Consider the following 24,659-nt stretch of genomic DNA (forward strand, 5'->3'; position numbering starts at 1 on the left):
ACTTTATCGGGGTCAGATCAAATAGCTGTTAGCTGGGAGCTGTCAGCTTTTAGCTGCCCGAGTGGGCTTATAGATTTATGACATGGACGTTGTAGTTTGGGTAGAGTGAAACGAAACCCAACATGTGCGGCGAATAAAACTGTTCTGCTGGTTATCAAATACGTTGGGTTTCGAAAATTCAACCCAACCTACGCCAGGAATACGCTTTTGTGGTTGCTAGAGTATGCAACAATATCGTGGATAAGCTTGGCTTAAACTTGTCTTGATTATAATTAACAAAACTAATCTATACTCTTATTTATCTGTTTATTTTATGGATAAAAATATGCGTTATAAACGTATGTTAGAGGCGGGCGCATGTTATTTTTTACGGTAAATTTAGAAGATAGATCTCAGCCTTTGCTTGTGGAAAATATAGAGTTATTACGCCGTGTATATTCAAAGGTGGCAAAAAAGCATCCAATAAAGACGATTGCAATTGTTATCATGCCCGATCATCTTCATGCTATTTGGCAATTACCTAAAGGTGATAGTAATTACGCAATGCGTTGGCGACTTATAAAATCAGGCTTTTCTCGAGAGCTGCCAGCAACAGAGTTTTGTAATAAAAGTCGAATAGCGAAAGGAGAGCGCGGGATTTGGCAGCGTCGCTATTGGGAACATAAAATTAGAGATGAAGAAGACTTAAATAATCATATTAATTATATTCACTACAACCCGGTGAAACATAACCATGTTATTAAAGTGAGTGATTGGCCATTTTCAAGCTTTCATCAATACGTTAAAAAATCAAAACTAAGCCAAGATTGGGAGTGCAATAATGATTCAACCACTTTGTATGATGAATAAAATTTCGGTGTTATAAAACAAGTTGGGTTTCGTAAACTCTACCCAACCTACATCTGGTTTAAGTTCTTAACGATGCGTTAAATATTCAAAAATAACCTAACTTACTAAGCCAACTTTCAAACCTTAAAGCCCTTTCTTCACCACATACCTATAAGGTGCTTCATCGGCGTCTGTAGCCACCAGTGTGTGATCCATAAATGTACAAAAACTTGGAATATCGCGAGTGGTTGATGGGTCATCAGCGGTAATTAATAACGTTTCACCGTCGTTCATCTTACGAATTGCAGCGCGTAACATCATTACAGGTTCTGGGCAGCGTAGGCCCATGGCGTCTAATTGGTGATCGGGATTATCAAAGCTCATAAAAAGTTACCTGTAAAAATAGTCGCGGCTTGGTTTGGTCGGGTAGTTTAGCGCAATTAATCTGTTTGGTTAACTGTTTTGCATATAACGGGTAAGCGTAATACAGTAAAAAAAATCTGGTTTAAATTTAATACACCCTATTCATATCAGCAATAAGCTGGTGGCATAAAAAAAGGCGAACTAACTTGCGCTAGTTCGCCTTTTTAATCACCAAGATGGTTTACATGTTTAAGCTAATAATTAGTCTTGAACACGTTCAAATACAGTCGCGATGCCTTGGCCTAAACCAATACACATAGTTGCTAGACCATATTTTGCATTTTTGTCTTCCATTAAGTGAATAAGTGAGGTGCTAATACGCGAACCTGAACAACCTAGTGGGTGACCAAGTGCGATTGCGCCGCCGTTTAAATTCACTTTTTCATCAACTACGTCTGCTAAACCTAAGTCTTTAAGTACAGGCAGTGATTGTGCTGCAAATGCTTCGTTAAGCTCTGCTACGTCAATGTCATCAATAGTAATACCAGCTTGTGCAAGTGCTTTTTTACTTGCTGGTACTGGGCCGTAACCCATGATTGATGGATCGCAACCGGCAACAGCCATTGCTTTAACACGTGCACGAATTGGTAAGCCAAGCTCTTTTGCTTTTTCTTCGCTCATTACTAACATGGCTGATGCGCCATCAGAAAGTGCAGAAGATGTACCCGCAGTAACCGAGCCAGAGGTAGGGTTAAATACTGGGCGAAGCTGAGATAAACCTTCAACCGTTGTTTCAGGGCGAATTACTTCATCATCTTCAACTAAAATTAAAGAGCCATCAGCTGCGTGACCTTCCATTGCTAAAATTTCGCGGCGGAAACGCCCTTCAACTGTTGCAGCATGTGCACGTTGATGTGAGCGGTATGCAAATTCGTCTTGCTGCTGGCGGCTAATTCCGTGAATAGTTGCAAGGTATTCTGCAGTTAAACCCATAGAGCCAGATGCTTGTGCAATTGAAGTTGCTAAGCCTGGGTGAAAGTCGTTACCGTGAGTCATAGGAACGTGACCCATGTGCTCAACACCACCAATTAGGTAAGTGTCGCCAGCGCCTGTCATAATTGCGCGTGCTGCGTCATGCAATGCTTGCATTGACGAGCCACATAAACGGTTAACGGTTGTAGCAGGTACTGAGTGTGGAATACCTGCAAGCAGTGATGCGTTACGTGCAACGTTAAAGCCTTGCTCTAATGTTTGCTGTACACAGCCCCAATAAATATCGTCAATTGATGCTGGATCAACCGCTGGGTTGCGTTCTAGTAAGCCCTTCATTAAATGAGCGCTTAAGTCTTCCGCACGCTTGTTTTTAAATACGCCGCCTTTTGAGCGACCCATTGGTGTGCGGATACAATCTACAATTACTGGATTATTCATGATATTAACCTTCCACCTTATAGAAAACACGACCTTCTTCGGCCCACTTGCGAGTTTGCTCTGATACTTGGTAAATCGCACCTAGGTGAGCATATTTGTCTGCTGATGCAACAAAGTTAGCTAAACCAGTTTGATCTAAGTAACGGAACGCGCCGCCTCTAAATGGAGGGAAACCAACGCCGTATACAAGGGCCATATCAGCTTCTTGAGGAGAAGCAACAATGCCTTCTTGTAAACAAAGAAGCACTTCGTTGATCATTGGGATCATACAACGGTCGATAATTTCTTGTTTATCAAATTCTTTAGGTGCATCAGTAATTGGCGCTAGTAGCTCAACTGCTGTTGCATCGGTTGATTTTTTAAGACGACCACGACGGTCTGTTTCGTACTTGTAAAAACCTGCTTTGTTCTTTTGACCAAAACGTTTTTCGTTAGCAAAAACAGTCACCGGATCTTTTTCTGCACGTGCCATACGCTCAGGGAATCCGTCAGCCATTACGCCAGTACAGTGATACGCCGTATCAATGCCTACAACATCAAGCAGGTAAGCCGGGCCCATTGGCCAGCCAAATACGTTTTCCATTACTTTATCTACTTTTGCAAAGTTAGCGCCTTCAACAACTAATTTGCTAAAGCCTGCAAAGTAAGGGAATAAAACACGGTTCACAAAAAAGCCTGGGCAATCGTTTACAACAATTGGAGACTTGCCAAGTTTAAGCGCGTAATCAACGACTGCATTAATTGTTTTATCAGAGGTTTTTGCACCACGGATAATTTCTACTAATGGCATTTTTGGCACTGGATTGAAAAAGTGCATACCACAGAAGTTTTCTGGTTTATCTAACGCTTCTGCAAGCAAGTCGATACAAATAGTCGATGTGTTTGATGTAAGTACCGTGCCTTCTGGCATGTTCTTTTCAAGGTCAGCTAATACCGCTTGCTTAACTTTAGGATTTTCTACTACGGCTTCAACAATAATGTTGGCGTTTTGTAGATCTGCATCGTTAAGCGTCGGCTTAATTTTGCTAAGCGTTGCCAGCATTTTTTCCATTGGCATGTGGCCGCGTTTAACTTTTGCACCCAGTAGTTTAGATGCTTCACCCATACCTAAATCAAGCGCATCCTGTTGGATGTCTTTCATTATGATTGGTGTGCCTTTATAAGCTGACTGGTATGCAATACCGCCGCCCATAATACCTGCGCCTAATACAGCCGCTTGTTTAATTTCAACATCGCTGTGCTTAGCAAGTTTACGTGCTTTACCTTTAATAAACTGGTCATTTAAGAAAATACCGGTTTGTGCAGCTGCTTCGTTAGTGCGCGCAAGTTTTGCAAAGTTAGCATTTTCGATTGCCATTGCTTCATCGCGAGTACAGTTGGCCGCTGCTTTAATAGTGCGAACTGCCATAACCGGAGCAGGATAGTGGCCTTTGGTTTTACCCATTACCATACCTTCTGCCATCGCAAAGCTCATGCCTTGCTCAACACGGTTTAATTTAAGTGGCTGAAGTTTAACATCGCGTTTTGCTTGCCAATCTAGTTTGCCGGCAATTGCTAATTCAAGTGTTGCTAGGCTTGACTCTAAAAGTTTGTCAGCACTAACTACCGCGTCAAACGCACCTACTTTTAGGGCATCAGTGGCACGGTTTTCTTTGCCTGAAGTGATCCAAAGCATGGCGTTATCTGCGCCAATAATGCGTGGTAAGCGCACTGTGCCACCAAAACCAGGCATTATACCTAGTTTAACTTCTGGTAAGCCCATTTTAGCGGTTTCGCTTGCAACGCGATAATCGGTAGCAAGTGCCCACTCACAGCCGCCGCCAAGTGCCAAGCCATTTATAGCGCTAAGAGTTGGGAATGGTAAGTCTTCGATTGCGTCAAAAACGTCGGTTGCGTTTTTGATCCACGTTACTAATTCTTCTTCTGGTTTAGTAAATGTTGGTAAAAATTCGAAGATATCTGCACCAATAATAAAGTGATCTTTATCACTGGTGAAAATCATGCCTTTGATATCAGAATTAGACGCTAATTCTTTTAATGCTGCTGCACAATCTGAAAGAGTTTGCTGAGATAGTGTGTTTACAGAACCTGCAACACAAAACTTAAACTCGGCGATGTTTTCCTTTAGGAAGCTAACTTCAAAGGAATCGCTTTTATATAACATTATTATTCTCCCTAGTTGACGAACTAAGACTGGTACGATGAGTTTGCATTTCGACCAGTGTGCTTGCTTTAAAATTAAAATGCAACGAAAAATTTAACTCGGTTACAAACGGTTGGTTAAAATATAGCTGGTTTGGTGCTAAGGTGTACTGGAATGTGCTAAAGGTACTCATTAATTATTATGAGTGCGTAAATTAAATGTTGTTCATACTTTATTAAAGGCACTCTCATTATTGTTTTAGTGTCTCAAACTGGAAATTATTAACCCTGACAGGTCGTTAAACCTAAAGGATATTATGAAAAAAATTTTATTAAGCGCTGTGGCAGCTGCCTTTATTCTTCCTTTTAGTTCTGCCCAAGCGAGTATCGATAATGACGCGTTTTTAGATGCTGAAAAAAAAGTGCGCTATGGAAGCTACCAAGACTTTAAAGAAGCAATAAACGGGTTAGACCACCCGCTAAAGCCGTATGTCGAAAAAACATATTGGCAACGCCATCCCAATTTTAAATACCAAAGCGAAATAGAAGATTACCTAACCATTTATGAACATACCCCGCTTGAGTGGCCGGTACGCAAAGCGTGGTTAGAGTATCTTGAAAAAAACAATAAAAAAGCAGCTTATATAAAAAACTACCGAGAAACGTCTAACGCAGCGCTAACATGCACGTTTTTAGATTTTCAGCTTGATTTAGGGGCGCCAGAAAAAGCCATTTTTAATCAGGTTACCGATTTATGGACGGTGGGTAAGTCGCAACCGAATGAATGCGACCCGCTATTTTCGCTTTGGCGCAAAAAAGGCTATTTAAATAATGAACTTATATGGAAGCGCATAACGCTTGCAGCGCAGGGCGGTACACAAAGTTTACTCCCTTATTTAAAAACGTTGTTACCTAAAAACGAGCGTTACTTAGCCGATTTATACTTAAAAGTACGCCGCGACCCTAGTGCGGCAGCAGGCTTGTATCGTTATAAAACTAAGTCGGCAAAAGAAGCGCAAATAGCCATTTATGGTGTTAAGCGTTTAATTTGGCGCGATAAAGCGCTGGCTTTAAGAGCCTGGCAAAAGCTAGAAAAAATGTTTACTTACAGCGATGAAGAAAAAGCAGATCTATATTACACGTTTGCTTTATCGCTTGCTTCAAGTGGGCATAAGCAGGCCAGCTTTTGGCTTAATAAAGTGCCTAAAGCGCGACAAGACAGAAAGTTAATTCAGTGGCAACTTGGTAATATGCTTAAAACCCAAGACTGGGAAGGCATAGCGGCTTTTTTTACAGGTAAAGACGATTTAAGTTTAGGTCAGCAATATTGGCTTGCTTATAGCTATGCTAAGCGAGGCGAGCAACAAAAAGCAGACGAAATTTGGACTAAAGTGGCCGCTAACCGCGATTACTATGGTTTTTTAGCGGCGGCACGATTAGGGCTGCCAGTTGATTTAAATAATCAGCCTTTGCAGGTTGATCAAAAATTAGTAGAGAAGGTGAAGAATGCGCCGGGCTTTAAACGTGCAAAAGCACTTTACGAACTCGAGCGGTTTACCTCTGCTCGCAGAGAATGGAATTACTTAACGAACACCTCTACTGATGAAGAAAAACTAGCTGCCTCAAAGGTTGCAGCGCAAAACAATTGGCACGATAACGTTATTTTCACGTTAGCTAAAATTAAAGCATGGGATTATGTTGAACTGCGTTTTCCGTTTGCATTTCAAGATATATTTGAGCGCTACAGTAAACGCAGCAAAATAGACCCCGCGTGGAGTATTGCAATTGCACGGCGCGAAAGCTCGTTTGCACCAGATGCGCGTTCGCATGCAAATGCGCGTGGTTTAATGCAATTGCTTCCTAGTACGGCAGAATACGTTAATAAAGCAAGGGTATCGAGTACGCGTTTGTACCAACCTAAAACCAATATACGCTTAGGTACTAGTTACTTGCAGTACTTAAAAAAGAAAAACAAAGGGAATGAAATACTTGCTACGGCATCTTATAACGCAGGGTATCATCGTATTAAACGTTGGTTACCTGACGAAGCCATACCAGCAGAGCTATGGGTTGAGCTGATCCCGTATAGAGAAACGCGAGATTACGTAAAAAATGTGTTTGCTTATCGCCAGGTTTATCACACCCGGATGGGCCGAGAAGGAAATGTGCTCGCGCCGTTACTCAACATGAAAATGGGCGGGTAAATTATGTAATACCAATTACCTAAAATATTTAGCCATTCTAGCGTGCTAAATAAAGGGCTAATAACGTAACACGATGGGTATAAGTATTAGGGGGATATTTACATGTTAAATATCCCCCTTTTTTGAGCGCTTTACGTTTAAGTGGTAGACTCAAAGCAAGTTAAATTTAACAGATGGATTAACAATGGATAAATTAGCCGTTTTATATGCAGAGCATATTGCCACATTACAACAACGTACGCGTATAATTTGTGACCGTGAAGGGCTCGAGGGTTTAGTTATTCACTCAGGCCAAGCTAAGCGCCAGTTTTTAGACGACATGTATTACCCATTTAAAGTTAATCCACACTTTAAAGCATGGCTTCCTGTTATTGATAATCCACATTGTTGGATTGTGGTAAATGGTAGCGATAAACCTAAGCTTATTTTTTACCGCCCAGTTGATTTTTGGCACAAAGTGCCAGATGAGCCGCGTGATTTTTGGGCTGAGTACTTTGATATAGAATTATTGCTACAGCCTGATCAAGTTGAAAAACTATTACCTTACGATAAAGCTAAATACGCTTACATGGGCGAATACCTAGAGGTAGCGCAAGCGCTTGGCTTTAGTATTATGAACCCTGAGCCAGTACTCAACTATTTTCATTATAACCGCGCTTATAAAACGCAGTACGAGCTTGAATGTTTACGCCAAGCCAACCGCATCGCGGTAGATGGACATAAAGCAGCACGCGATACGTTTTATAATGGTGGTAGCGAATTTGATATTCAGCAAGCGTACCTTATGGCTACACGCCAAAGCGAAAACGAAATGCCGTATGGCAACATAGTAGCGCTTAACGAAAACTGCGCTATTTTGCATTACACGCATTTTGAGCCAAAAGCACCGCTTACTCATAATTCGTTTTTAATCGATGCTGGCGCAAACTTTAATGGGTATGCCGCAGATATAACCCGTACGTACGATTTTAAAAAGCAGGGCGAGTTTGCTGAGCTAGTACAAACTATGACGGCAATACAAATTGAGCTAGGCAACGCATTAAAGCCTGGCATGTTATATGGCGATTTACACGTTGATTGCCATAACCGTATTGCGCAAATTCTTAGCGACTTCAATATTGTAAACTTACCTGCAACAGAAATTGTGGAACGTAAAATTACCTCAACATTTTTCCCTCATGGCTTGGGCCATCACCTTGGCTTACAAGTGCACGATATGGGCGGCTTTATGCGTGATGATAAAGGCACCCACCAGCCATCGCCAGAAGGGCACCCATTCTTACGTTGTACTCGTAAAATAGAGAAAAACCAAGTATTTACTATTGAGCCAGGGCTTTACTTTATAGACTCATTATTAGGTGATTTAGCGCAAACCGACAGTAAGCAGTTTATTAACTGGAAAAAAATTGAGTCGTTAAAACCATACGGCGGTATTCGTATTGAAGACAATATTATTGTTCACGAAGACAGCCTAGAAAATATGACTCGTGATTTAGCGCTCGACTAAGCTAATAAAGACGAGCTCGCCAATACGCGCTAAAATACGCGAATGCAAAGGGGCCTTTTGGCCCCATTTTTAATTGAGCTTTAATTATGTCTGAATATAAATACCCCGCCGATGATGTGTTTCATCAAGAAGAAATTAAAAAAAGCACCTTTATAGTTCATATCGCGCATACGCCAGACCTAGAGGCTGCTAAAGCATTTATTAAAAGCATTGAAGAAAAGTACCCAGATGCTCGCCATAATTGTTGGGCGCACGTAGCGGGTAACCCAGGCGGAAGCCATGTTTATGGTTTTTCTGATGATGGAGAGCCAAATGGTACCGCAGGAAAGCCGATGCTTAATGTGCTGGTGGGTTCTGGACTTGGCGAAATTACTGCGGTTGTCACCCGTTATTTTGGCGGTATAAAGCTGGGCACCGGTGGGTTAGTACGTGCCTATGGTGGGTCGCTTAATAATGCACTTTCGCAGCTAAAAACGGTGACTAAAGTACCGAGTATCGAGATTGTAGGCCAAAGTGAATACAGCATGCAGGGCGCAATAGAGCAATTGTTAAAAACCAATTATCAAGTACTTAATATAGAAAAACAATTTACTGCTAATATTGAATGGGTTATTACTATTGATAGCCGCCAAGCAAAACAGGCCATTAAAGATATTTTTGATTTAAGCCATGGCGCAGTTGAGTTAACTATCAAAGAGTAAGACAATAACTTACACACTTATATTTACTAATAATAAAAGCGATAAGCTACATGCAATTTCGTACCATCATAAAAATCCTTGGCCAACTTGTTGCGCTGTTTAGTATTACCATGGTGCCGCCTGCGGTGGTGTCTTTATTTTATAAAGATGGTGGTGGTGTTCCTTTTGTATTAGCGTTTATATTTAGTGTGGTTATTGGTTTAACAGCTTATTACCCAAACAGGCATGAAAACGGCGACTTAAAAGCACGCGAAGGCTTTTTAATTGTTGTACTGTTTTGGCTGGTACTAGGGGCGTTTGCATCGTTACCGCTGATTTTTTTACAAGAACCTAATTTGTCTATGGCCGATGCGGTGTTTGAGGCCTTTTCTGGCCTTACAACCACTGGGGCCACGGTACTTACCGGAATTGAATACCTGCCTAAGTCTGTTTTGTTTTATCGCCAGCAATTACAGTGGTTTGGCGGTATGGGTATCATTGTACTTGCTGTTGCTATACTGCCCATGCTTGGGGTCGGTGGCATGCAGTTATACCGAGCTGAGATCCCAGGCCCAGTAAAAGATTCAAAAATGACCCCCCGTATTGCCGATACCGCAAAGCACCTTTGGTACATTTATGTGTCGTTAACGGTAACCTGTATGTTGGCGTATTGGGCGGCAGGTATGGAGTGGTTTGATGCTATATGCCATGCGTTTTCTACAGTGGCGATTGGCGGTTTTTCTACTTACGATGCCTCAATAGGGCACTTTGATAGCCCTGTCATTAACTTTATATGTGTTTTCTTTTTAATTATTGCTGCGGTTAACTTTTCACTGCATTACGCGGCGGTAGCGAGTCGTAATATTCAGGTATACATTCGCGACCCTGAATTTAAAGTTTTTTTACTGATACAGTTAGCGCTGGTGGTTATTTGTTTTACGGTGCTCTCATCTAACGAAATATTTGCCGATGGCGATGAAACCCTCGATCAGGCTTTATTTCAGGCGGTGTCTATGAGTACCACAGCCGGTTTTGCCACCGATAATTTTTCTACTTGGCCGCTGTTTTTGCCTATATTGCTTATTTTTTCGAGCTTTATAGGTGGCTGTGCAGGTTCAACCGGTGGCGGTATGAAAGTTGTACGCGTGTTTTTACTTTACCTACAAGGCATACGTGAGCTTAACCGCTTAGTGCACCCACGTGCTATATACTCTATTAAGCTTGGTCGTAAAGCCTTGCCCGATAAAGTAGTTGAAGCGGTTTGGGGGTTTTTCTCAGCGTACGCATTGGTGTTTATTATTATAATGCTGGCACTAATGGGAACCGGCATGGACAACATTACCGCGTTCTCTGCTACGGCGGCGTGTTTAAATAATTTAGGCCCAGGCTTAGGTGATGTTGCCTCGCATTATGGGGCGGTGAGCGATGGTGCCAAATGGCTATTAACCATTGCCATGGTATTTGGTCGCTTAGAAATATTCACCTTACTCGTGCTATTTACGCCGACCTTTTGGCGTGGGTAATAATATACAAATGATGCTTAGGAACAGGCATGCCACATTCTAATTTAGATAAATTACACCAGTTAACAACAGGACGATTGGTCGACTTGGAAATTGTTACGCCTACCAGTAGTAAACGCGTAAAAACAGAGTTTATTGGCTTGCTAGAAAATAAATTTATTATTTTAAATTACCCAAGTTCAAAGCGTTTACCTGCTGCAAGTGATTACCTACGTGATGGTGTAATGGTGGTGGTAAGAGCGGTTATAGAAGGCAGTGGCGGACAAGTAATAGCATTTAGGCAGCAGCTTATGTCGGTTGCCTCACACCCTGCTAGGCTCATTTTTATTAATTACCCTACGCAAGTGCAGTTATTTGCACTGCGCGCGCAAACACGCATACCTACCTTATTACCTGCAAAATTAACTCTAAGTGACGATAGAGTACTTGAAGGGGTGATTAAAGACATCTCGCTTACCGGGGTGATGTTTGATGTACGCGGCGATCAAAACGATGAAAATATTAAAGATATGCAATGCACGGTGACGGTTGATACCAACAATAAAGCATTTACTGGCGAAGTATGCAGTGTAAAAGAACACGCCGCAGGAGTTAATTGTGGTATTAAACTTCTAGCCAGTGAAGATGAAATGAAGGCATTTATGAAAGAGCACTTTATCGATCCCGCGATGCTTGAGCTGCCATTAGAATAAGCACTTTCGCTTAATAGCAACAAATGGCCATTTTTTACTTGAGTGGCAGTCATATTTTTTAAAAATTCAAAAAATAATTTTTATTTTCTATAAAAATCAGCTGTATAGATTAGTTTTACGAGTGAATTATTTTAATGTGTTAGCTCCCCTCACGGTTAAAATTTAGTCTCTTTTTTCGATAAATCTTCATCCTTACAATTTACGCCGAAAATTGTAGCTTTTTCCTCTTATGTAACTAGTTGTTTTTATTGCATTTAAAAACTTAGCTTTACCCTTTGTTGCTAGTTTGCAACATAAAACCCCCGCAAATTTATCAAAAATAGCCAAGAACTCATTTAACTGATTGAAATTAATGAACTTTTAAAACTTGGCATTCAAGTTGTAATAGTCTGGCTGTACTGAACAATAACGTGATTTAAAGTAAAACACTTAATCGCACACATATACTTGAAGGAATTATATTATGAAAAGCATTAATAAAACTTTAGCACTTATCGCCCTTGCTTCATCATCAGCGGCATTTGCAGCAACCGATTTTGATACGTTAGATGTAGATGGCAGCGGCACGATTAGCAAATCAGAGGCATCAATTGATGCAAAACTGATGAGCATGTTCTCAGAATTAGATACTGACCAAGATGGTGAGCTATCAAAAGAAGAATTTTCAGAAGCTTAAAGTGTGGTAACAATCCTGAGTTGCCAATGACAACCTAAGTAGGCAAGGGAGCTTACGAAAAAGGATTACAAGGATTGCGTACACCACGTAGTGAACTTAACTAATTTGTTTATATTGAAGGATTAAATTATGAAGCATTTAAATAAAGCACTCGCATTTATGGCTATTGCCTCTTCTTCTGCTGCCTTTGCAGGGACTGATTTTGACACGCTAGATGTAGATGGCAATGGCGCCATTAGCCAAGCTGAAGCATCGGTTGATGCGGATTTAATGGCTGAGTTTGTTGAGCTTGATACCGATGGAAATGGTGAGCTTTCAAAGCAAGAGTTCTCTAAATACTAGGGTGTGATGATCTTTGCCAATTGAGCGCAGGACAGCGCATGTTCACTTAGCAAAGAGTCATTTGCTCTAATCCAATGTGCATTAAAACTTAATAATGCACATTGGCAAAAGCACTTTTTAGTTAATTTTTAAACCCATGGATCTTAGAAAAGGATTTCCTCTTAATTAGGACACAACTATGAAAACATTAAATACAGCACTTGCCGTTATCGTATTAGCTTCTTCATCAGCGGCGTATGCTGCAGTCGACTTTGCCTCGTTTGATGCCGATGGTGATGGTGCAATTTCAAAGCAAGAAGCGCAGGTAAATTCACAGCTAGTGAAAATTTTTGACCAGCTAGATACTGATGGTAATGGTGAAATTTCTGAGCAAGAGTTTTCAAAAGTACAGTAATTAGTAAGCTGCTAAGCAGGGTTGCCTAGCATTAAAAAAACATACTCCACTAAAGCCGCCTTAGTCAGCGGCTTTTTTGTGTTTAACTATAAAAATATAGCGCTAACTTGGAATAGCTTTTCTACTACGTTGATATGCTTTTTATCGATTAAAAACATAATAACGTGATCACCAGACATAATAACCGTGTCGTCGTGGGCAATCAGTACGTCGTCATTACGTACAATAGCGCCAATCGTTGTACCTGCAGGTAGCTTGATATCGGCAATCGCACGGCCAACTACTTTTGATGTGTTTTCATCGCCGTGGGCAACGGCTTCAATGGCCTCTGCCGCGCCTTTACGTAACGAGTACACATTAACAATATCGCCACGGCGTACGTGTGTAAGTAGCGCCGAAATAGTTGCTTGTTGTGGTGATATAGCAATATCTATTTCACCCCCTTGCACTAAATCTACATACGCACCACGCTGAATAAGCACCATGGTTTTTTGTGCGCCCATGCGTTTTGCAAGCATGGCCGACATTATATTTGCTTCATCGTCGTTGGTTACAGCAATAAACACATCAACTTGTTCTATGTGCTCTTCAGATAGTAGTTCTTGGTCTGAGGCGTCTCCACAAAACACGACGGTGTTATCTAGCATTTCAGAGAGTTGCTCAGCACGCTCTTTACTGCGCTCTAGTAACTTAACGCTGTGGTTTTTTTCCAGTGAGCGAGCAAGGCCTGCACCAATGTTACCGCCACCGGCTATCATAATTTTTTTGTAAGAACGCTCAAGTTTTTGTAGCTCGTTCATAACCGCGCGAATATGCTTAGTGGCAGCAATGAAAAATACTTCATCGTCCGCTTCTATTACCGTGGTGCCCAGTGGCTTTATAGCTTTACCTTGGCGATAAATTGCTGCTACACGGGTTTCTACATTCGGAATATGCTCTTTTAAAGCAGAAAGCGCATAACCCACTAATAAGCCACCGTAGTAGGCTTTTACAGCCACAAGAGAGAGCATGCCATCGGCAAATTGCAGCACTTGCAACGCGCCTGGGTAATCTATTAAACGGCGAATATATTTGGTAACAAGTGCTTCGGGGGCAATATAGTGATCAACCGGGAGGTCATCGTTATGAAATAGCTTTTCGCGGTATTTTAAATATTGCTCTGATCGGATACGGGCTATTTTAGTTGGCGTATTAAAAATACTATACGCGACTTGGCACGCCACCATATTAACTTCATCTGAGCTGGTTACCGCAATAATCATGTCGGCGTCTTCAGCACCTGCACGTCTGAGCACATCTGGGTGTGCACTGTGCCCCGTGACCCCTTGTAAGTCGTACTTATCTTGTAGCTCTCGTAAGCGGTTGCCGTCTATATCAACAACGGTTATTTCGTTTTGTTCGCCAACTAAGTTTTCAGCAAGCGTACCACCGACTTGTCCGGCACCGAGTATGATTATTTTCATTATTTACCCGAATTACTGTTTAATTAAAAAAATAGCCATTTACTGTTTAATAAATGGCTATTGAGTGTACGGCTATTAGGCTTTTTTAACTAGCTTAGCGTAATAAAATCCGTCGCTTTCACCTGGTAGTAATTGTAAACCAGGGTTGGTAACTGTGTCGTTGTCGTGCAGTGGTATATGCTCAACGTCACTATTATTAGCTAAAAATTTAGCGACTTGCTGTTGGTTCTCTTGCGGCAGTACCGAACAGGTTGCGTATATCATTGTGCCGCCTGGTTTAAGTAGCGGCCAAATGCTATTGAGTATATCGCTTTGTAGTGTGGCTAAGTCTTCAATGTCTGATGCGCGGCGAAGCCATTTTATATCTGGGTGGCGGCGTATAACACCGGTTGCCGAACAAGGGACATCTAATAAAATGCGGTCAAACTGTTGCTCATCCCACCATGTGTGTGGCTGCGAAGCGTCTGCACATTGTAGGTCTGCGCCTAAACCGATACGGGTTAAATTTTGTTTAACACGTTCTAGGCGAGTGGCGTCACTATCAAGTGCTAATACTTCTGCATCAGCAAGCTCTAATATATGACATGTTTTACCGCCAGGTGCTGCACAGGCATCTAAAATGTATTCATCAGCTTGAGGTGCTAAAAAGCGTGCGGCTAATTGCGCTGCGGCGTCTTGAACTGAGCAGGCGCCCACATCAAATTCTGGCAACGAAAATACATCACGCGGCTTAGCTAGTTTAATACCATCAACAAACTCAGGGTTTAACGTGTGCTCTATATCGTTAGCCGTTAACATTTCGCTGTATTGTTGCGTGCTGTATTGGGCTTGATTGACACGTAACCACATAGGGGCTTGTTGTTGGTTTTCTTCAAGAAGCGCTTCCCAGTTGTCTGGGTAGGCAGCTTGCACTTGTTTAATAAACCAATTTGGATGGTTATATAAACACACTGGTATTTGCTTGGCTTTTTCTTCAAGCTCGCTTTGTTGGCGCTGAAAGCTACGCAAAATAGCGTTGATTAAGCCTTTTAAGCCTAATGCACGCATTTGGCCAAGGGCATTAACGGTTTCAGAAATGGCGGCATGCGGTGGCACGCGCATATGCTGCAGCTGATAGATACCGACATACAACAAAAACTGAAAAATACGACGCTTACCTTTAAGTGGCTGTTCTACTAAATGTTGGCAGTAGTTTTCAAGGCTAGGTAGGTAGCGCAACACGCCGTAACAAATTTGCTGTAATAGCGCTTTGTCTTTAGGGGGCAGCCCTTGGCTGGCAAATGGTAGCTCTTGATTTAGCGAAGCGCCTTTATCAACCACGTTATATAAAGTTTCAGCGGCAAGCGCACGTACGTTTTGAACATTACTCATTGTTTTCGCCTAATACGGTACCAGGAGTTACCCAGTCACTGCGACCGTTTAAAAAGTCGCTAATTGCCATTGGTTTTTTACCTTGGGGTTGCAGCTGTGTAATACTTAATGCCTGCTTGCCACACGCCACTACAATGCCGTTTTTATCGCTTGATAAAACAACGCCCGCACGGCCTGTTTGCTCAACGACTGAGGCTTGGTAAATTTTTACGCTGTGCTCACCCATTTGAGTAAAACACACTGGCCATGGATTAAACGCACGTATATTACGCTCAATTTGTACGGCATCCATCGTCCAATCAATATTTGCTTCCTCTTTTGAAAGCTTTTTAGCGTAATTTGCCAGCTCGTTGTTTTGCGGCTCTGCTATAAGCTCGCCATTGGCTAACTTATTAATGGTTTGAACAAGTGCTCCGGGACCAAGTTCAGCCAGTTTAGTGTATAAACTGGCACTGGTTTCATCCGCAGCAATAGGGCAGCGGCTAATGTGCAGCATGTCGCCGGTATCAAGCCCTTCATCCATTTGCATTATGGTTACGCCGGTATCTTCATCGCCAGCCCAAATTGCGCGCTGTATAGGCGCAGCACCGCGCCAGCGCGGTAAAATAGAGCCATGCACATTTAAGCACCCTAAGCGTGGTGCCTCTAAAATGGCTTTTGGTAAAATTAAGCCATAAGCCACCACAATCATGATATCGGCATTTAAGCTTTTAAGCTCAGTGAGTGCGTCTTCATTTTTTAATGATTGTGGCTGAAAAACAGGTAGTTCATGTTCAAGCGCAAGCGCTTTTACTTCACTGGCTTTTAATTTTTTACCACGCCCAGCAGGGCGATCTGGTTGGCTGTAAACTCCAACAATTTGGTGTTCGCTTTGAATTAACGCTTGTAGGTGACGAGCGGCAAAGTCCGGCGTACCGGCAAATATAATGCGTAGTGGTTTTGTCACTGAGTTTTCCTAAGGTGCTTATTACTTCGCGGCAAATTTAGCTTCTTTTTCAAGCTTTTTGCGAATACGTTGACGCTTTAATGGCGATAGGTAATCAATAAATAGTTTACCTTGTAAGTGATCTAGTTCGTGTTGAATACAAATAGCTAATAGCTCATCTGCATCTAGTACAAATTCTTCACCATTTTCGTTAAGAGCAGCAACGGTTACGGTTTCAGCACGGTCTACTTTTGCGTAAGAGTTAGGCACTGATAAACAGCCTTCTTCGCTAATTGTTGCACCATCTTTTTTAATAATTTGTGGGTTAATTAAAACCAGTGGCTCGTCGCGTTCTTCTGATACGTCGATCACCACAATACGTTGATGAATATCAACTTGTGTAGCAGCTAGCCCAATGCCGTTTTCATCGTACATTGTCTCTAGCATGTCTTTTACAATTTGGCGAACGTTGTCATCAACCTGTGCAACTTCTTTTGCTACCGTACGTAAACGCTCATCTGGAAATCTTAAAACTTCTAACCTAGCCATAGTTACCTTTTTACACTTGTGCTTAATTTAGGGTATTGTATGCTCTTATTTTAGCCATTCGCGTTCCCCTTTAACAGGTTTTGGTCAATAATAATGAAAAAACAATACAAGGAAGCCCAATGAAATCTCAATTGGCTGCAATTATGTTTGCACTAAGTACTGCTTTTCCTGCAGTCGCTGATGTTTTACAAATAAAAAAAGATGCTCCAAAACAATATGTTGTAAAAAAAGGCGATACCCTTTGGGATATTTCCGGCATTTATTTAGAAGAACCATGGCTGTGGCCAGAGTTGTGGCAAATGAACCCGCAAATAGATAACCCGCATCTAATTTACCCAGGCGATGCACTCGCGTTAGTGTACGACGCCGACGGTAACCCGCGTTTGGTGATTAATAAAGCGTACAGAAAATTATCGCCGCAAGGGCGTATTACACCAAAAGGTAATAACGCCATCACCACTTTGCCACTTGAAATAATTAAACCTTATTTAAGCTATGAGCAAGCGATTAACAGCGATGACATAGATGATAAGCCTTATATTTTAGGGGCAAACGAAAATACTAAAACGCAAACTCTCGGGCATATTTTATACGTTAAGGGCGATTTAAAAGTACATAAAGCGTATGCTATTTATCACAAAGGCGAACCTTACATAGACACACAAACTGGTGAAGAGCTAGCCACTCGCGCTACTTATGTCGGTATGGCTCGTGCATTTAGAACGGGCGATGAAAGCAATGGCGTACCATCGTCTTTACGGGTTGAGTCAGTTAAACAAGAAATACAACAAGGCGATTTTTTACTCCCTGCTATGCAAGGGCAAATGTTACCAGCGTACTTTAATATGCATCGTCCTAAGCAAAGTGTATCCGGCAGTGTTATTGACTCGCCGCGCCAAGTAAGAGAATTCAGCACAATGGATGTAGTGGTGCTAAACTTAGGTGCTGAGCAACAAATTGAAGTTGGTCATATCCTCGATTTAGAACGCCAATCACCCACCGTTATTGATGGCCCTCGAGGACCGCGTTATCCAGAGGATTCGAGCAAATTTGAAAAGCTTTTATCTGATGCAGGTGAATTATTTGGCAGCGAGCCAGATGAAGACACCACAACATGGACAATGCCACACGAAAAAGTGGGTGAGTTAATTGTATTTAAAGTGTATGACAAAGTGAGTTATGCATTAATAACAAAAAATCAGCACCCAATTCGCGTTGGAGATAGTGTAGTAATTCATTAAGTTGTAGCGAGTCGGTGCTCTAGGAGAGAGCATGGATCAGTCATCTGGCAAGCTAGCCCACTGGCTTGCCTTTTATATGTGTAAAGGCTTAGGTATTAAAACACTGTTAGCCTTATCACATACTCACCCCCTCGAATCATTATTTGATTTAAACCAAAGTGAATTACAACAGCTTGGCCTTACCCAAAACCAAGCCTGCAACTTACTCAATACCAATTGGCAGCAAGTAAACCATTACGAGCAACAAATACAGCAGCTTAATATTACAGTGGTGTGTATTTTTGATGCGCTATACCCAAACGAGCTAAAACACATAGCCAGTGCCCCTTTACTGTTATTTTGTAAAGGCGATATATCGCTGTTATCTAGCCCGCAAGTGGCCATTGTTGGTAGTAGAAACGCGACCCCTACGGGGCTCGAAATAGCCTCAGAGCTTGCTTATCAGCTTACTTTAGCCGGTATTACTGTTACCTCGGGCATGGCGCGGGGTATTGATGGTGCCGCGCATAAAGGGGCATTGGCCAATAATGGCAAAACAATTGGTGTATTAGGGACTGGGGTTGATATTTACTACCCCAAACGCCATAAATTATTAACAGACCAAGTATTAGAGCATGGCTTATTAATAAGCGAGTTTTTACCGGGTACCGCTGCTAATGCGCATAACTTTCCCCGCAGAAACCGTATTATATCTGGGCTGTCTTTAGGCGTGGTTATTGTAGAGGCCGAAATTAAAAGCGGTTCGTTGATCACGGTACGTTACGCTATTGAACAAAATAAAGAAGTGTTTGCAGTACCAGGCTCTATTAAAAACCCATTATCGCAAGCGAGTCACTTTTTAATAAAGCAGGGCGCTAAGTTAGTCGAAAATGTAACAGATATTTTAGATGAGGTGAGCTTTTCTTATCAAAGCGGTCTATATAATAAAGAGGAGCCTGTAAACAAACAGTCACAGTGTGAGGTGTTAAATAGTATAGGGTATGAGGTAACCAGTGTTGATGAAATTGTACGTCGCGCCAAGTGGCCAATTGATAAAGTGCTGGCAAGGTTGCTCGATTTAGAGTTAGACGACGAAATAGAGCGAGTGTTAGACGGGTATATAAAGCTAAGCACAGGAAGGTAATATGTTTGATATTCTCATGTATCTTTTTGAAAACTACATTCACAGTGAAGCCGATATTTATATTGAAGAAAACGAGCTTACCGATGAATTACTTCGCGCGGGCTTTAATAAGACCGAAATTTTTAAAGCGTTAAACTGGCTTGAACAATTGGCCGATTTACAACGCAGCGACGAGTCGCCTTACTTAATTACAAAGCCTCACCAAGCAATGCGCATTTTTACCGATAGCGAATGCAAAATGTTAAACGTTGAATGCCGCGGCTTTTTGATGTTTTTAGAGCAAATAAGGGTGGTTAACAGTGTAACCCGTGAAATGGTTATGGACCGCCTTGCCGCATTAGATAAACCTTATATTTCGCTCGACGACTTAAAGTGGGTGGTGCTTATGGTGTTATTTAACGTACCTGGCTCAGAAGAGGCTTACGAGCAGATGGAAGACCTTATATTTGACGAACCCACCGAACTTCTACATTAAAATTGTATGCCAAACCACTTAAACATATATGCACAGCTTGTATCTTTAAGTGGTTTGGGTATATTAGGCGAAAATTCAGCAACCCATTAGGAACCTCATGAGTAAAATCGACCATTCGCTTTTCTCGGCGGATAAACACGCCTTAGAAAAAGAATACGAAGTCTGCCCACAATGTGGTTCTGAATTAGTGATCCGTAACTCTAAAACAGGTCCGTTTTTGGGTTGTGCGAGTTACCCTAAATGCGACTTTATTCGTCCATTAGCGCATCACGACAGCAACGAAATAAAGGTGCTTGAAGATTCAGCCTGCCCACAGTGCACAAAACCGCTGGTGGTTAAAAATGGCCGTTATGGCATGTTTATTGGGTGTACAGGGTACCCTGAGTGTCATTATATCGCTCACGATGAAGAACCTAATAATAACGATGATGAATTACCTGGGTGTCCTAAATGCAAAAAAGGGCAGCTAGTTGCACGCAGCAATAAATTTGGTAAAACGTTTTACTCATGCGATTGTTACCCAAGCTGTAAATATACTCTAAATAACAAACCCATAGCCAAGCCATGCCCTAAGTGCGATTGGCCGCTTGTTATTGAGAAAAAAATGGCCAATGGTACTGTGCTACAGTGCCCACAAAAAAGTTGCCTGCATAAACTTACCACTACTGATTAATATAAATTTCTGGAGCATATTTTGTCAGACCTTTCTACATTGCCTACGGCTATATCTTGCTTAGAGCAAGGTGAAGTTATTTTATATCCTACTGAAGCTGTCTATGGTTTAGGGTGTGATCCAGATAATCAGCAAGCTGTTGAGAAGTTGCTAGAAATAAAACAGCGTCCCGTTGAAAAGGGCCTTATTTTAATCGCCGATAACTACGGCCAGTTATTAAAGTATGTTGACGATGTAAAGCTGCCAATGGACAAGCGCGCTGATATTTTCTCTAGTTGGCCTGGTGCTATTACCTGGGTAATGCCTGCAGCTGAAAATACGCCTAAATGGTTAACAGGGCAGTTTGATACGATTGCCGTACGGGTTACTGATCATCCAAGTGTTAAGCGCTTATGCCAGCAATTAGGCAAGCCTCTTGTCTCTACTAGTGCTAATTTAACCGGACAGTCAACGGTAACAAGTATTGAACAAGCCAAGCAGCAATTTGCAGATAAGGTAGGCTGTTACATTGATGAGCCCTTAGGGGGCAACATGCAGCCAAGCACAATTAAAGATGCCATGACCGGCAAAGTATTTAGAGGTTAATATGCAAAGCGAATTATTAGAACAAGTAAAAGCGTATTTTATGGCTTTGCAAGACACCATTTGCCAAGGTTTAGAGCAGGCCGATGGCAGTGCAAGATTTGTAGAAGATAGCTGGCAACGTGCCGAAGGCGGTGGCGGGCGTACGCGTGTTACCACTAACGGCAATGTAATAGAGCAAGGCGGCGTTAACTACTCGCATGTGTTTGGTGCATCTATGCCGGGCTCTGCGACCGCTCATAGACCAGAGCTTGCAGGGCGAAGCTTTCATGCATGTGGTGTTTCATTAGTTATTCATCCAAAAAACCCACATGTTCCTACAAGTCATGCCAATGTACGCTTTTTTATAGCTGAAAAAGAAGGCGAAGAGCCTATTTGGTGGTTTGGCGGAGGGTTTGACTTAACGCCTTTTTACCCCGTTTTTGAAGATGTACAGCATTGGCACCAAGTCGCACACGACATTTGTGCACCATTTGGTGAACAAGTGTATCCAAAATACAAAACGTGGTGTGATGAATATTTTTACCTAAAACATCGCGACGAAACACGCGGTGTAGGCGGCTTATTTTTTGATGACTTAAACGAGCTAGGGTTTGAGCAGAGCTTTGCATTTATGCAATCGGTTGGTAATGGCTTTTTAGATGCGTACTTACCTATTATTGAGCGTCGTAAAAATGATGAATACACGCAACAGCAGCGCGACTTTCAATTGTATCGCCGCGGTCGTTACGTAGAATTTAACCTTGTGTGGGATAGAGGCACTTTATTTGGCTTACAAAGCGGTGGGCGCACAGAGTCTATATTAATGTCGATGCCGCCACTGGCGCGTTGGGAATACAATTATAAGCCCGCGCCTGACAGCGCAGAGGCTAATTTGTATCAATACTATTTACGTCCACAAGAGTGGCTAAGCACTAAACCTACTGATTTGATAGCCAGAGAGTGGCAGTTATAAATATTAAATTAAGGTAGGGGCTGTTTAATCCGCAAAGGTCAATAAACCCTAATAAAAGGCGCTTAACAGCGCCTTTTTGCTAAGTAGTTACAATTAGTGCTCATTAATCATATGGGTGGCAAGTTGTCCAAAAGACTGCTTTAACCCTTCGCGCAGTAGGGGGTTGTCTACTTCTATATCGAGGGTTTTATTCATGCAATACATCCACTGATCGCGCAGGTCTTTATTTATAGTAAAAGGCATATGGCGTTTGCGCAGCATAGGTTGGCCATGTTTTTCAGTAAATAGGTTAGGGCCGCCTAACCAACCCGATAAAAACTCAAAAAATACTTGGCGAATTCTATCTAATGGCAGAGGATGCATATCATATAATGGTTTGGCGTATTCATCGCTGGCCATTATGTCGTAGAATCTATTAGCAATAGCACGGGTACCTGCTTCTCCACCAATAATTTCATACGGTGTTTTCTCAGGAGTGGGCGCTGGTTGCTCAGGAGCTGGTTTAGATTTTGAAAAAAGTCGTTTAATCATATTACTTATCATCGTTAATAGGCAGTGTATAGCTGCAAAGAGGTTGCTTTAAAATGGACAAATATGCGGTTTTTGGAAATCCAATCAAACATTCAAAATCCCCCGCGATACATAAACAATTTGCTGTATCTTTGGGTGAGCAAATCGACTACCGCGCAATATTAGCACCTATCGATCACTTTGAAAAAACAGTAACCACCTTTTTTGAGCAAGGCGGAATAGGTGCCAATGTTACTATGCCATTTAAAGAGCAAGCGTATGCCATGGCTGATGAGCTCACCCCACTTGCTAAAATTGTTGGTGCAGTTAATACACTTAAAAAACGCGATGATGGCACTTTGTTAGGCGATAACACCGATGGCGTGGGCTTTGTTAATGATTTACTTGCCAATGAAGTGACAATTACCAATAAGCGTATTTTAATTATTGGTGCTGGTGGTGCAGCAAGAGGGGTGATACTACCGCTACTTGAGCATAATCCAGCTGAAATAACGATTGTTAATCGCACGGCAAAAAAAGCGCAAGACTTAGCGCAACTATTCGCTGAATATGGCAAGGTAACAGGCTATGGGTTTGATACATTACCTGTAAGCAATTACTCACTTATCGTAAATTCTACCTCTAGCAGTATGAACAACGAGTTACCAGCACTTGACGAAAAACACCTAAGCCAGTGCGCGGTGGCATACGATATGTTTTACTCCCAGCAAAATACCGTATTTATGAACTGGGTTGCAGAGCATAATAACCACGCTAAGCTGTTAGATGGCAGTGGTATGTTAGTAGGCCAAGCTGCACAGGCATATTATGTATGGCGTAATAAAATGCCCGCCATACTTCCTGTTGTTAAAGCACTAAAACAAGGCATGCTTAAATGAATCAAGCCATACAGTTTATAGATAGACTCGAGTTTAGAGAACCTTCCCACCAACTAGTCTTTTTTGCACAAGTAACAGGGATGCTGGTGGAGTGTATTATAGATTTACGAAAGCTAGGGCTTCAAGATGAAAGCCATGCAACGCAGCATTTTGATAAATACCGATTTGATTACGAAGAATGTGCCGAGCAACTTATAGAAGATGAAAGTTATAACTCGGCAGGGCAGATAGAAGTGAATCTAGTTGATCTCTGCTAAATACTCGTCTTTTAATTGCACATAGTTATCTGCCGATACTTTTAAAAAGGCAAGCTCTTGCTCTGTTAATGGGCGGGCTTGCTTTACTGGACTACCAACATATAAATAACCAGACTCCAATCGTTTATTTGGCGGTACTAATGAACCCCCACCAATAATAACGTCGTCCTCTACTATTACATTATCCATTACAATAGCGCCCATACCGACAAGTATACGATTTCCAAGCGTACATCCATGCAGCATCACCTTGTGTCCTACTGTCACATCATCACCAATAATAAGTGGGTAACCATCTGGGTTACTTTTAGTCGCGCGTGATAAATGAAGAACACTACCGTCTTGTATATTTGTACGTTCACCAATACGTATATAGTTAACATCTCCTCGCGCTGCCACTAAAGGCCATACGCTACAGTGGTCACCAATCGTAATATCTCCTACCAAAACAGACGACTCATCAACATAAACAGACGAATTAAAAGAAGGAGTCACACCTTTATAAGAACGGATAGCCATATATATACCTTTTAAATACCAGTTATAGTCGCTTGAGTGTAACAGCAACACTTAAATATAGGCCAGAAAAGGCCTGTTTTGATTATAAAACTACCAGTTATAGAGGGTTTAGTTCACATATTGACCGAACGGTGCTTTTTTTTGGTTTTTCTTTAAAAAATTGCTTGCGTAAAAATCTGTTCTCCCTATAATGCGACCCCACTGAGACGGGGAACGCCAACGCATAGCGAGGCAAGAGCTGCTCACAGAGTTAAGTAAAACTTCGGTTTTAAATCTTCTAAAAAGAAAGTTTAAAATTAAGTGTTGACTCGAAAAATAAAGGATGTATTATACGC

General features: G+C 41.8%; 25 protein-coding genes and 1 pseudogene. 17 read left to right on the top strand and 9 right to left on the bottom strand.

Translation table 11 applies throughout. The features are described 5' to 3' along the window. The first annotated feature begins 325 nt into the window (after positions 1-325). Positions 326-849 (top strand): annotated as a pseudogene (locus tag CWB60_RS18650) (REP-associated tyrosine transposase). A 123-nt stretch (positions 850-972) separates the two neighbouring features. On the opposite strand, the gene tusA reads toward CWB60_RS18650, so the two are convergent. The 3 genes from tusA to fadB all read right to left on the bottom strand — a co-directional run bounded on the left by tusA (position 973) and on the right by fadB (position 4,786). After that, positions 973-1,212 (bottom strand): sulfurtransferase TusA, encoded by a 240-nt coding sequence (gene tusA, locus CWB60_RS18655; RefSeq protein WP_004588051.1) that lies wholly within the window; start codon positions 1,210-1,212, stop codon positions 973-975. A 240-nt stretch (positions 1,213-1,452) separates the two neighbouring features. Beyond that, positions 1,453-2,622 (bottom strand): acetyl-CoA C-acyltransferase FadA, encoded by a 1,170-nt coding sequence (fadA, locus tag CWB60_RS18660; protein ID WP_138579974.1) that lies wholly within the window; start codon positions 2,620-2,622, stop codon positions 1,453-1,455. Between the two features lie 4 nt (positions 2,623-2,626). Further along, positions 2,627-4,786, bottom strand: a complete 2,160-nt coding sequence (fadB, locus tag CWB60_RS18665) for a fatty acid oxidation complex subunit alpha FadB (protein WP_138579975.1) — start codon at positions 4,784-4,786, stop codon at positions 2,627-2,629. A 295-nt stretch (positions 4,787-5,081) separates the two neighbouring features. Here fadB and CWB60_RS18670 point away from each other — a divergent pair, with 295 nt between their 5' ends. The 8 genes from CWB60_RS18670 to CWB60_RS18705 all read left to right on the top strand — a co-directional run bounded on the left by CWB60_RS18670 (position 5,082) and on the right by CWB60_RS18705 (position 12,782). Beyond that, positions 5,082-6,968, top strand: a complete 1,887-nt coding sequence (locus tag CWB60_RS18670; protein WP_138579976.1) for a transglycosylase SLT domain-containing protein — start codon at positions 5,082-5,084, stop codon at positions 6,966-6,968. Between the two features lie 184 nt (positions 6,969-7,152). Next, a complete protein-coding gene (gene pepQ, locus CWB60_RS18675) occupies positions 7,153-8,475 on the top strand; it encodes a Xaa-Pro dipeptidase (RefSeq protein ID WP_138579977.1) in 1,323 nt (440 codons plus the stop codon). A gap of 86 nt (positions 8,476-8,561) precedes the next feature. Then, positions 8,562-9,176: a YigZ family protein gene (locus tag CWB60_RS18680; RefSeq protein ID WP_096040916.1), complete on the top strand. Its 615-nt coding sequence runs from the start codon at positions 8,562-8,564 to the stop codon at positions 9,174-9,176. A 50-nt stretch (positions 9,177-9,226) separates the two neighbouring features. Further along, positions 9,227-10,678, top strand: coding sequence for a TrkH family potassium uptake protein (locus CWB60_RS18685; RefSeq protein ID WP_004588045.1), 1,452 nt, complete (start codon positions 9,227-9,229; stop codon positions 10,676-10,678). A 29-nt stretch (positions 10,679-10,707) separates the two neighbouring features. Continuing rightward, positions 10,708-11,370, top strand: coding sequence for a flagellar brake domain-containing protein (locus CWB60_RS18690; protein ID WP_138579978.1), 663 nt, complete (start codon positions 10,708-10,710; stop codon positions 11,368-11,370). A gap of 463 nt (positions 11,371-11,833) precedes the next feature. Next, a complete protein-coding gene (locus tag CWB60_RS18695) occupies positions 11,834-12,046 on the top strand; it encodes an EF-hand domain-containing protein (RefSeq protein ID WP_004588043.1) in 213 nt (70 codons plus the stop codon). 129 nt (positions 12,047-12,175) lie between these two features. After that, positions 12,176-12,388 (top strand): EF-hand domain-containing protein, encoded by a 213-nt coding sequence (locus CWB60_RS18700; RefSeq protein WP_004588042.1) that lies wholly within the window; start codon positions 12,176-12,178, stop codon positions 12,386-12,388. A 178-nt stretch (positions 12,389-12,566) separates the two neighbouring features. Continuing rightward, positions 12,567-12,782 carry an EF-hand domain-containing protein gene (locus tag CWB60_RS18705; protein WP_004588041.1) on the top strand — a complete coding sequence of 72 codons (216 nt, stop codon included), beginning with the start codon at positions 12,567-12,569 and terminating at the stop codon, positions 12,780-12,782. Positions 12,783-12,868: 86 nt separating this feature from the next. On the opposite strand, the gene trkA is transcribed toward CWB60_RS18705, so the two are convergent. The 4 genes from trkA to def all read right to left on the bottom strand — a co-directional run bounded on the left by trkA (position 12,869) and on the right by def (position 17,090). Beyond that, the gene (trkA, locus tag CWB60_RS18710) at positions 12,869-14,245 is read right to left on the bottom strand and encodes a Trk system potassium transporter TrkA (RefSeq protein WP_004588040.1); all 1,377 of its coding nucleotides are present in this window, start codon (positions 14,243-14,245) and stop codon (positions 12,869-12,871) included. Positions 14,246-14,320: 75 nt separating this feature from the next. Beyond that, positions 14,321-15,616: a 16S rRNA (cytosine(967)-C(5))-methyltransferase RsmB gene (rsmB, locus tag CWB60_RS18715; RefSeq protein ID WP_004588039.1), complete on the bottom strand. Its 1,296-nt coding sequence runs from the start codon at positions 15,614-15,616 to the stop codon at positions 14,321-14,323. Continuing rightward, positions 15,609-16,562 carry a methionyl-tRNA formyltransferase gene (gene fmt / locus CWB60_RS18720; protein WP_138579979.1) on the bottom strand — a complete coding sequence of 318 codons (954 nt, stop codon included), beginning with the start codon at positions 16,560-16,562 and terminating at the stop codon, positions 15,609-15,611. Before fmt ends, rsmB begins: the two co-directional genes overlap by 8 nt. A 21-nt stretch (positions 16,563-16,583) precedes the next feature. Beyond that, complete coding sequence (gene def / locus CWB60_RS18725; RefSeq protein ID WP_004588037.1) at positions 16,584-17,090, bottom strand: peptide deformylase; 507 nt, start codon at positions 17,088-17,090, stop codon at positions 16,584-16,586. 119 nt (positions 17,091-17,209) lie between these two features. Between def and CWB60_RS18730 the strand changes: the two genes are divergently transcribed. The 6 genes from CWB60_RS18730 to hemF all read left to right on the top strand — a co-directional run bounded on the left by CWB60_RS18730 (position 17,210) and on the right by hemF (position 22,139). Beyond that, positions 17,210-18,331, top strand: coding sequence for a LysM peptidoglycan-binding domain-containing protein (locus CWB60_RS18730; protein ID WP_004588036.1), 1,122 nt, complete (start codon positions 17,210-17,212; stop codon positions 18,329-18,331). 31 nt (positions 18,332-18,362) lie between these two features. Next, entirely contained in the window at positions 18,363-19,454 is a 1,092-nt protein-coding gene (gene dprA, locus CWB60_RS18735; protein ID WP_004588035.1) for a DNA-processing protein DprA, read from the top strand. Position 19,455: 1 nt separating this feature from the next. Continuing rightward, positions 19,456-19,929 (top strand): DUF494 family protein, encoded by a 474-nt coding sequence (locus CWB60_RS18740; RefSeq protein ID WP_004588034.1) that lies wholly within the window; start codon positions 19,456-19,458, stop codon positions 19,927-19,929. Between the two features lie 97 nt (positions 19,930-20,026). After that, the gene (locus tag CWB60_RS18745) at positions 20,027-20,602 is read left to right on the top strand and encodes a DNA topoisomerase family protein (protein ID WP_138579980.1); all 576 of its coding nucleotides are present in this window, start codon (positions 20,027-20,029) and stop codon (positions 20,600-20,602) included. Positions 20,603-20,623: 21 nt separating this feature from the next. Beyond that, entirely contained in the window at positions 20,624-21,187 is a 564-nt protein-coding gene (tsaC, locus tag CWB60_RS18750) for an L-threonylcarbamoyladenylate synthase type 1 TsaC (RefSeq protein WP_138579981.1), read from the top strand. 1 nt (position 21,188) lies between these two features. Beyond that, positions 21,189-22,139 (top strand): oxygen-dependent coproporphyrinogen oxidase, encoded by a 951-nt coding sequence (gene hemF / locus CWB60_RS18755; RefSeq protein ID WP_138579982.1) that lies wholly within the window; start codon positions 21,189-21,191, stop codon positions 22,137-22,139. Positions 22,140-22,232: 93 nt separating this feature from the next. On the opposite strand, the gene CWB60_RS18760 is transcribed toward hemF, so the two are convergent. Continuing rightward, complete coding sequence (locus CWB60_RS18760) at positions 22,233-22,670, bottom strand: group II truncated hemoglobin (RefSeq protein ID WP_029773006.1); 438 nt, start codon at positions 22,668-22,670, stop codon at positions 22,233-22,235. Between the two features lie 53 nt (positions 22,671-22,723). Between CWB60_RS18760 and aroE the strand changes: the two genes are divergently transcribed. After that, positions 22,724-23,548, top strand: a complete 825-nt coding sequence (gene aroE, locus CWB60_RS18765) for a shikimate dehydrogenase (protein WP_126005383.1) — start codon at positions 22,724-22,726, stop codon at positions 23,546-23,548. Beyond that, positions 23,545-23,805 (top strand): DUF1488 family protein, encoded by a 261-nt coding sequence (locus CWB60_RS18770; RefSeq protein WP_024031321.1) that lies wholly within the window; start codon positions 23,545-23,547, stop codon positions 23,803-23,805. Before aroE ends, CWB60_RS18770 begins: the two co-directional genes overlap by 4 nt. Here CWB60_RS18770 and CWB60_RS18775 read toward each other — a convergent pair. Beyond that, positions 23,788-24,324 (bottom strand): gamma carbonic anhydrase family protein, encoded by a 537-nt coding sequence (locus CWB60_RS18775; RefSeq protein ID WP_029773008.1) that lies wholly within the window; start codon positions 24,322-24,324, stop codon positions 23,788-23,790. The genes CWB60_RS18770 and CWB60_RS18775 overlap by 18 nt on opposite strands. Between the last annotated feature and the right edge of the window lie 335 nt (positions 24,325-24,659).

Source organism: Pseudoalteromonas sp. S327 (assembly GCF_005886415.1).
GTDB classification, from domain to species: Bacteria; Pseudomonadota; Gammaproteobacteria; order Enterobacterales; family Alteromonadaceae; genus Pseudoalteromonas; species Pseudoalteromonas atlantica.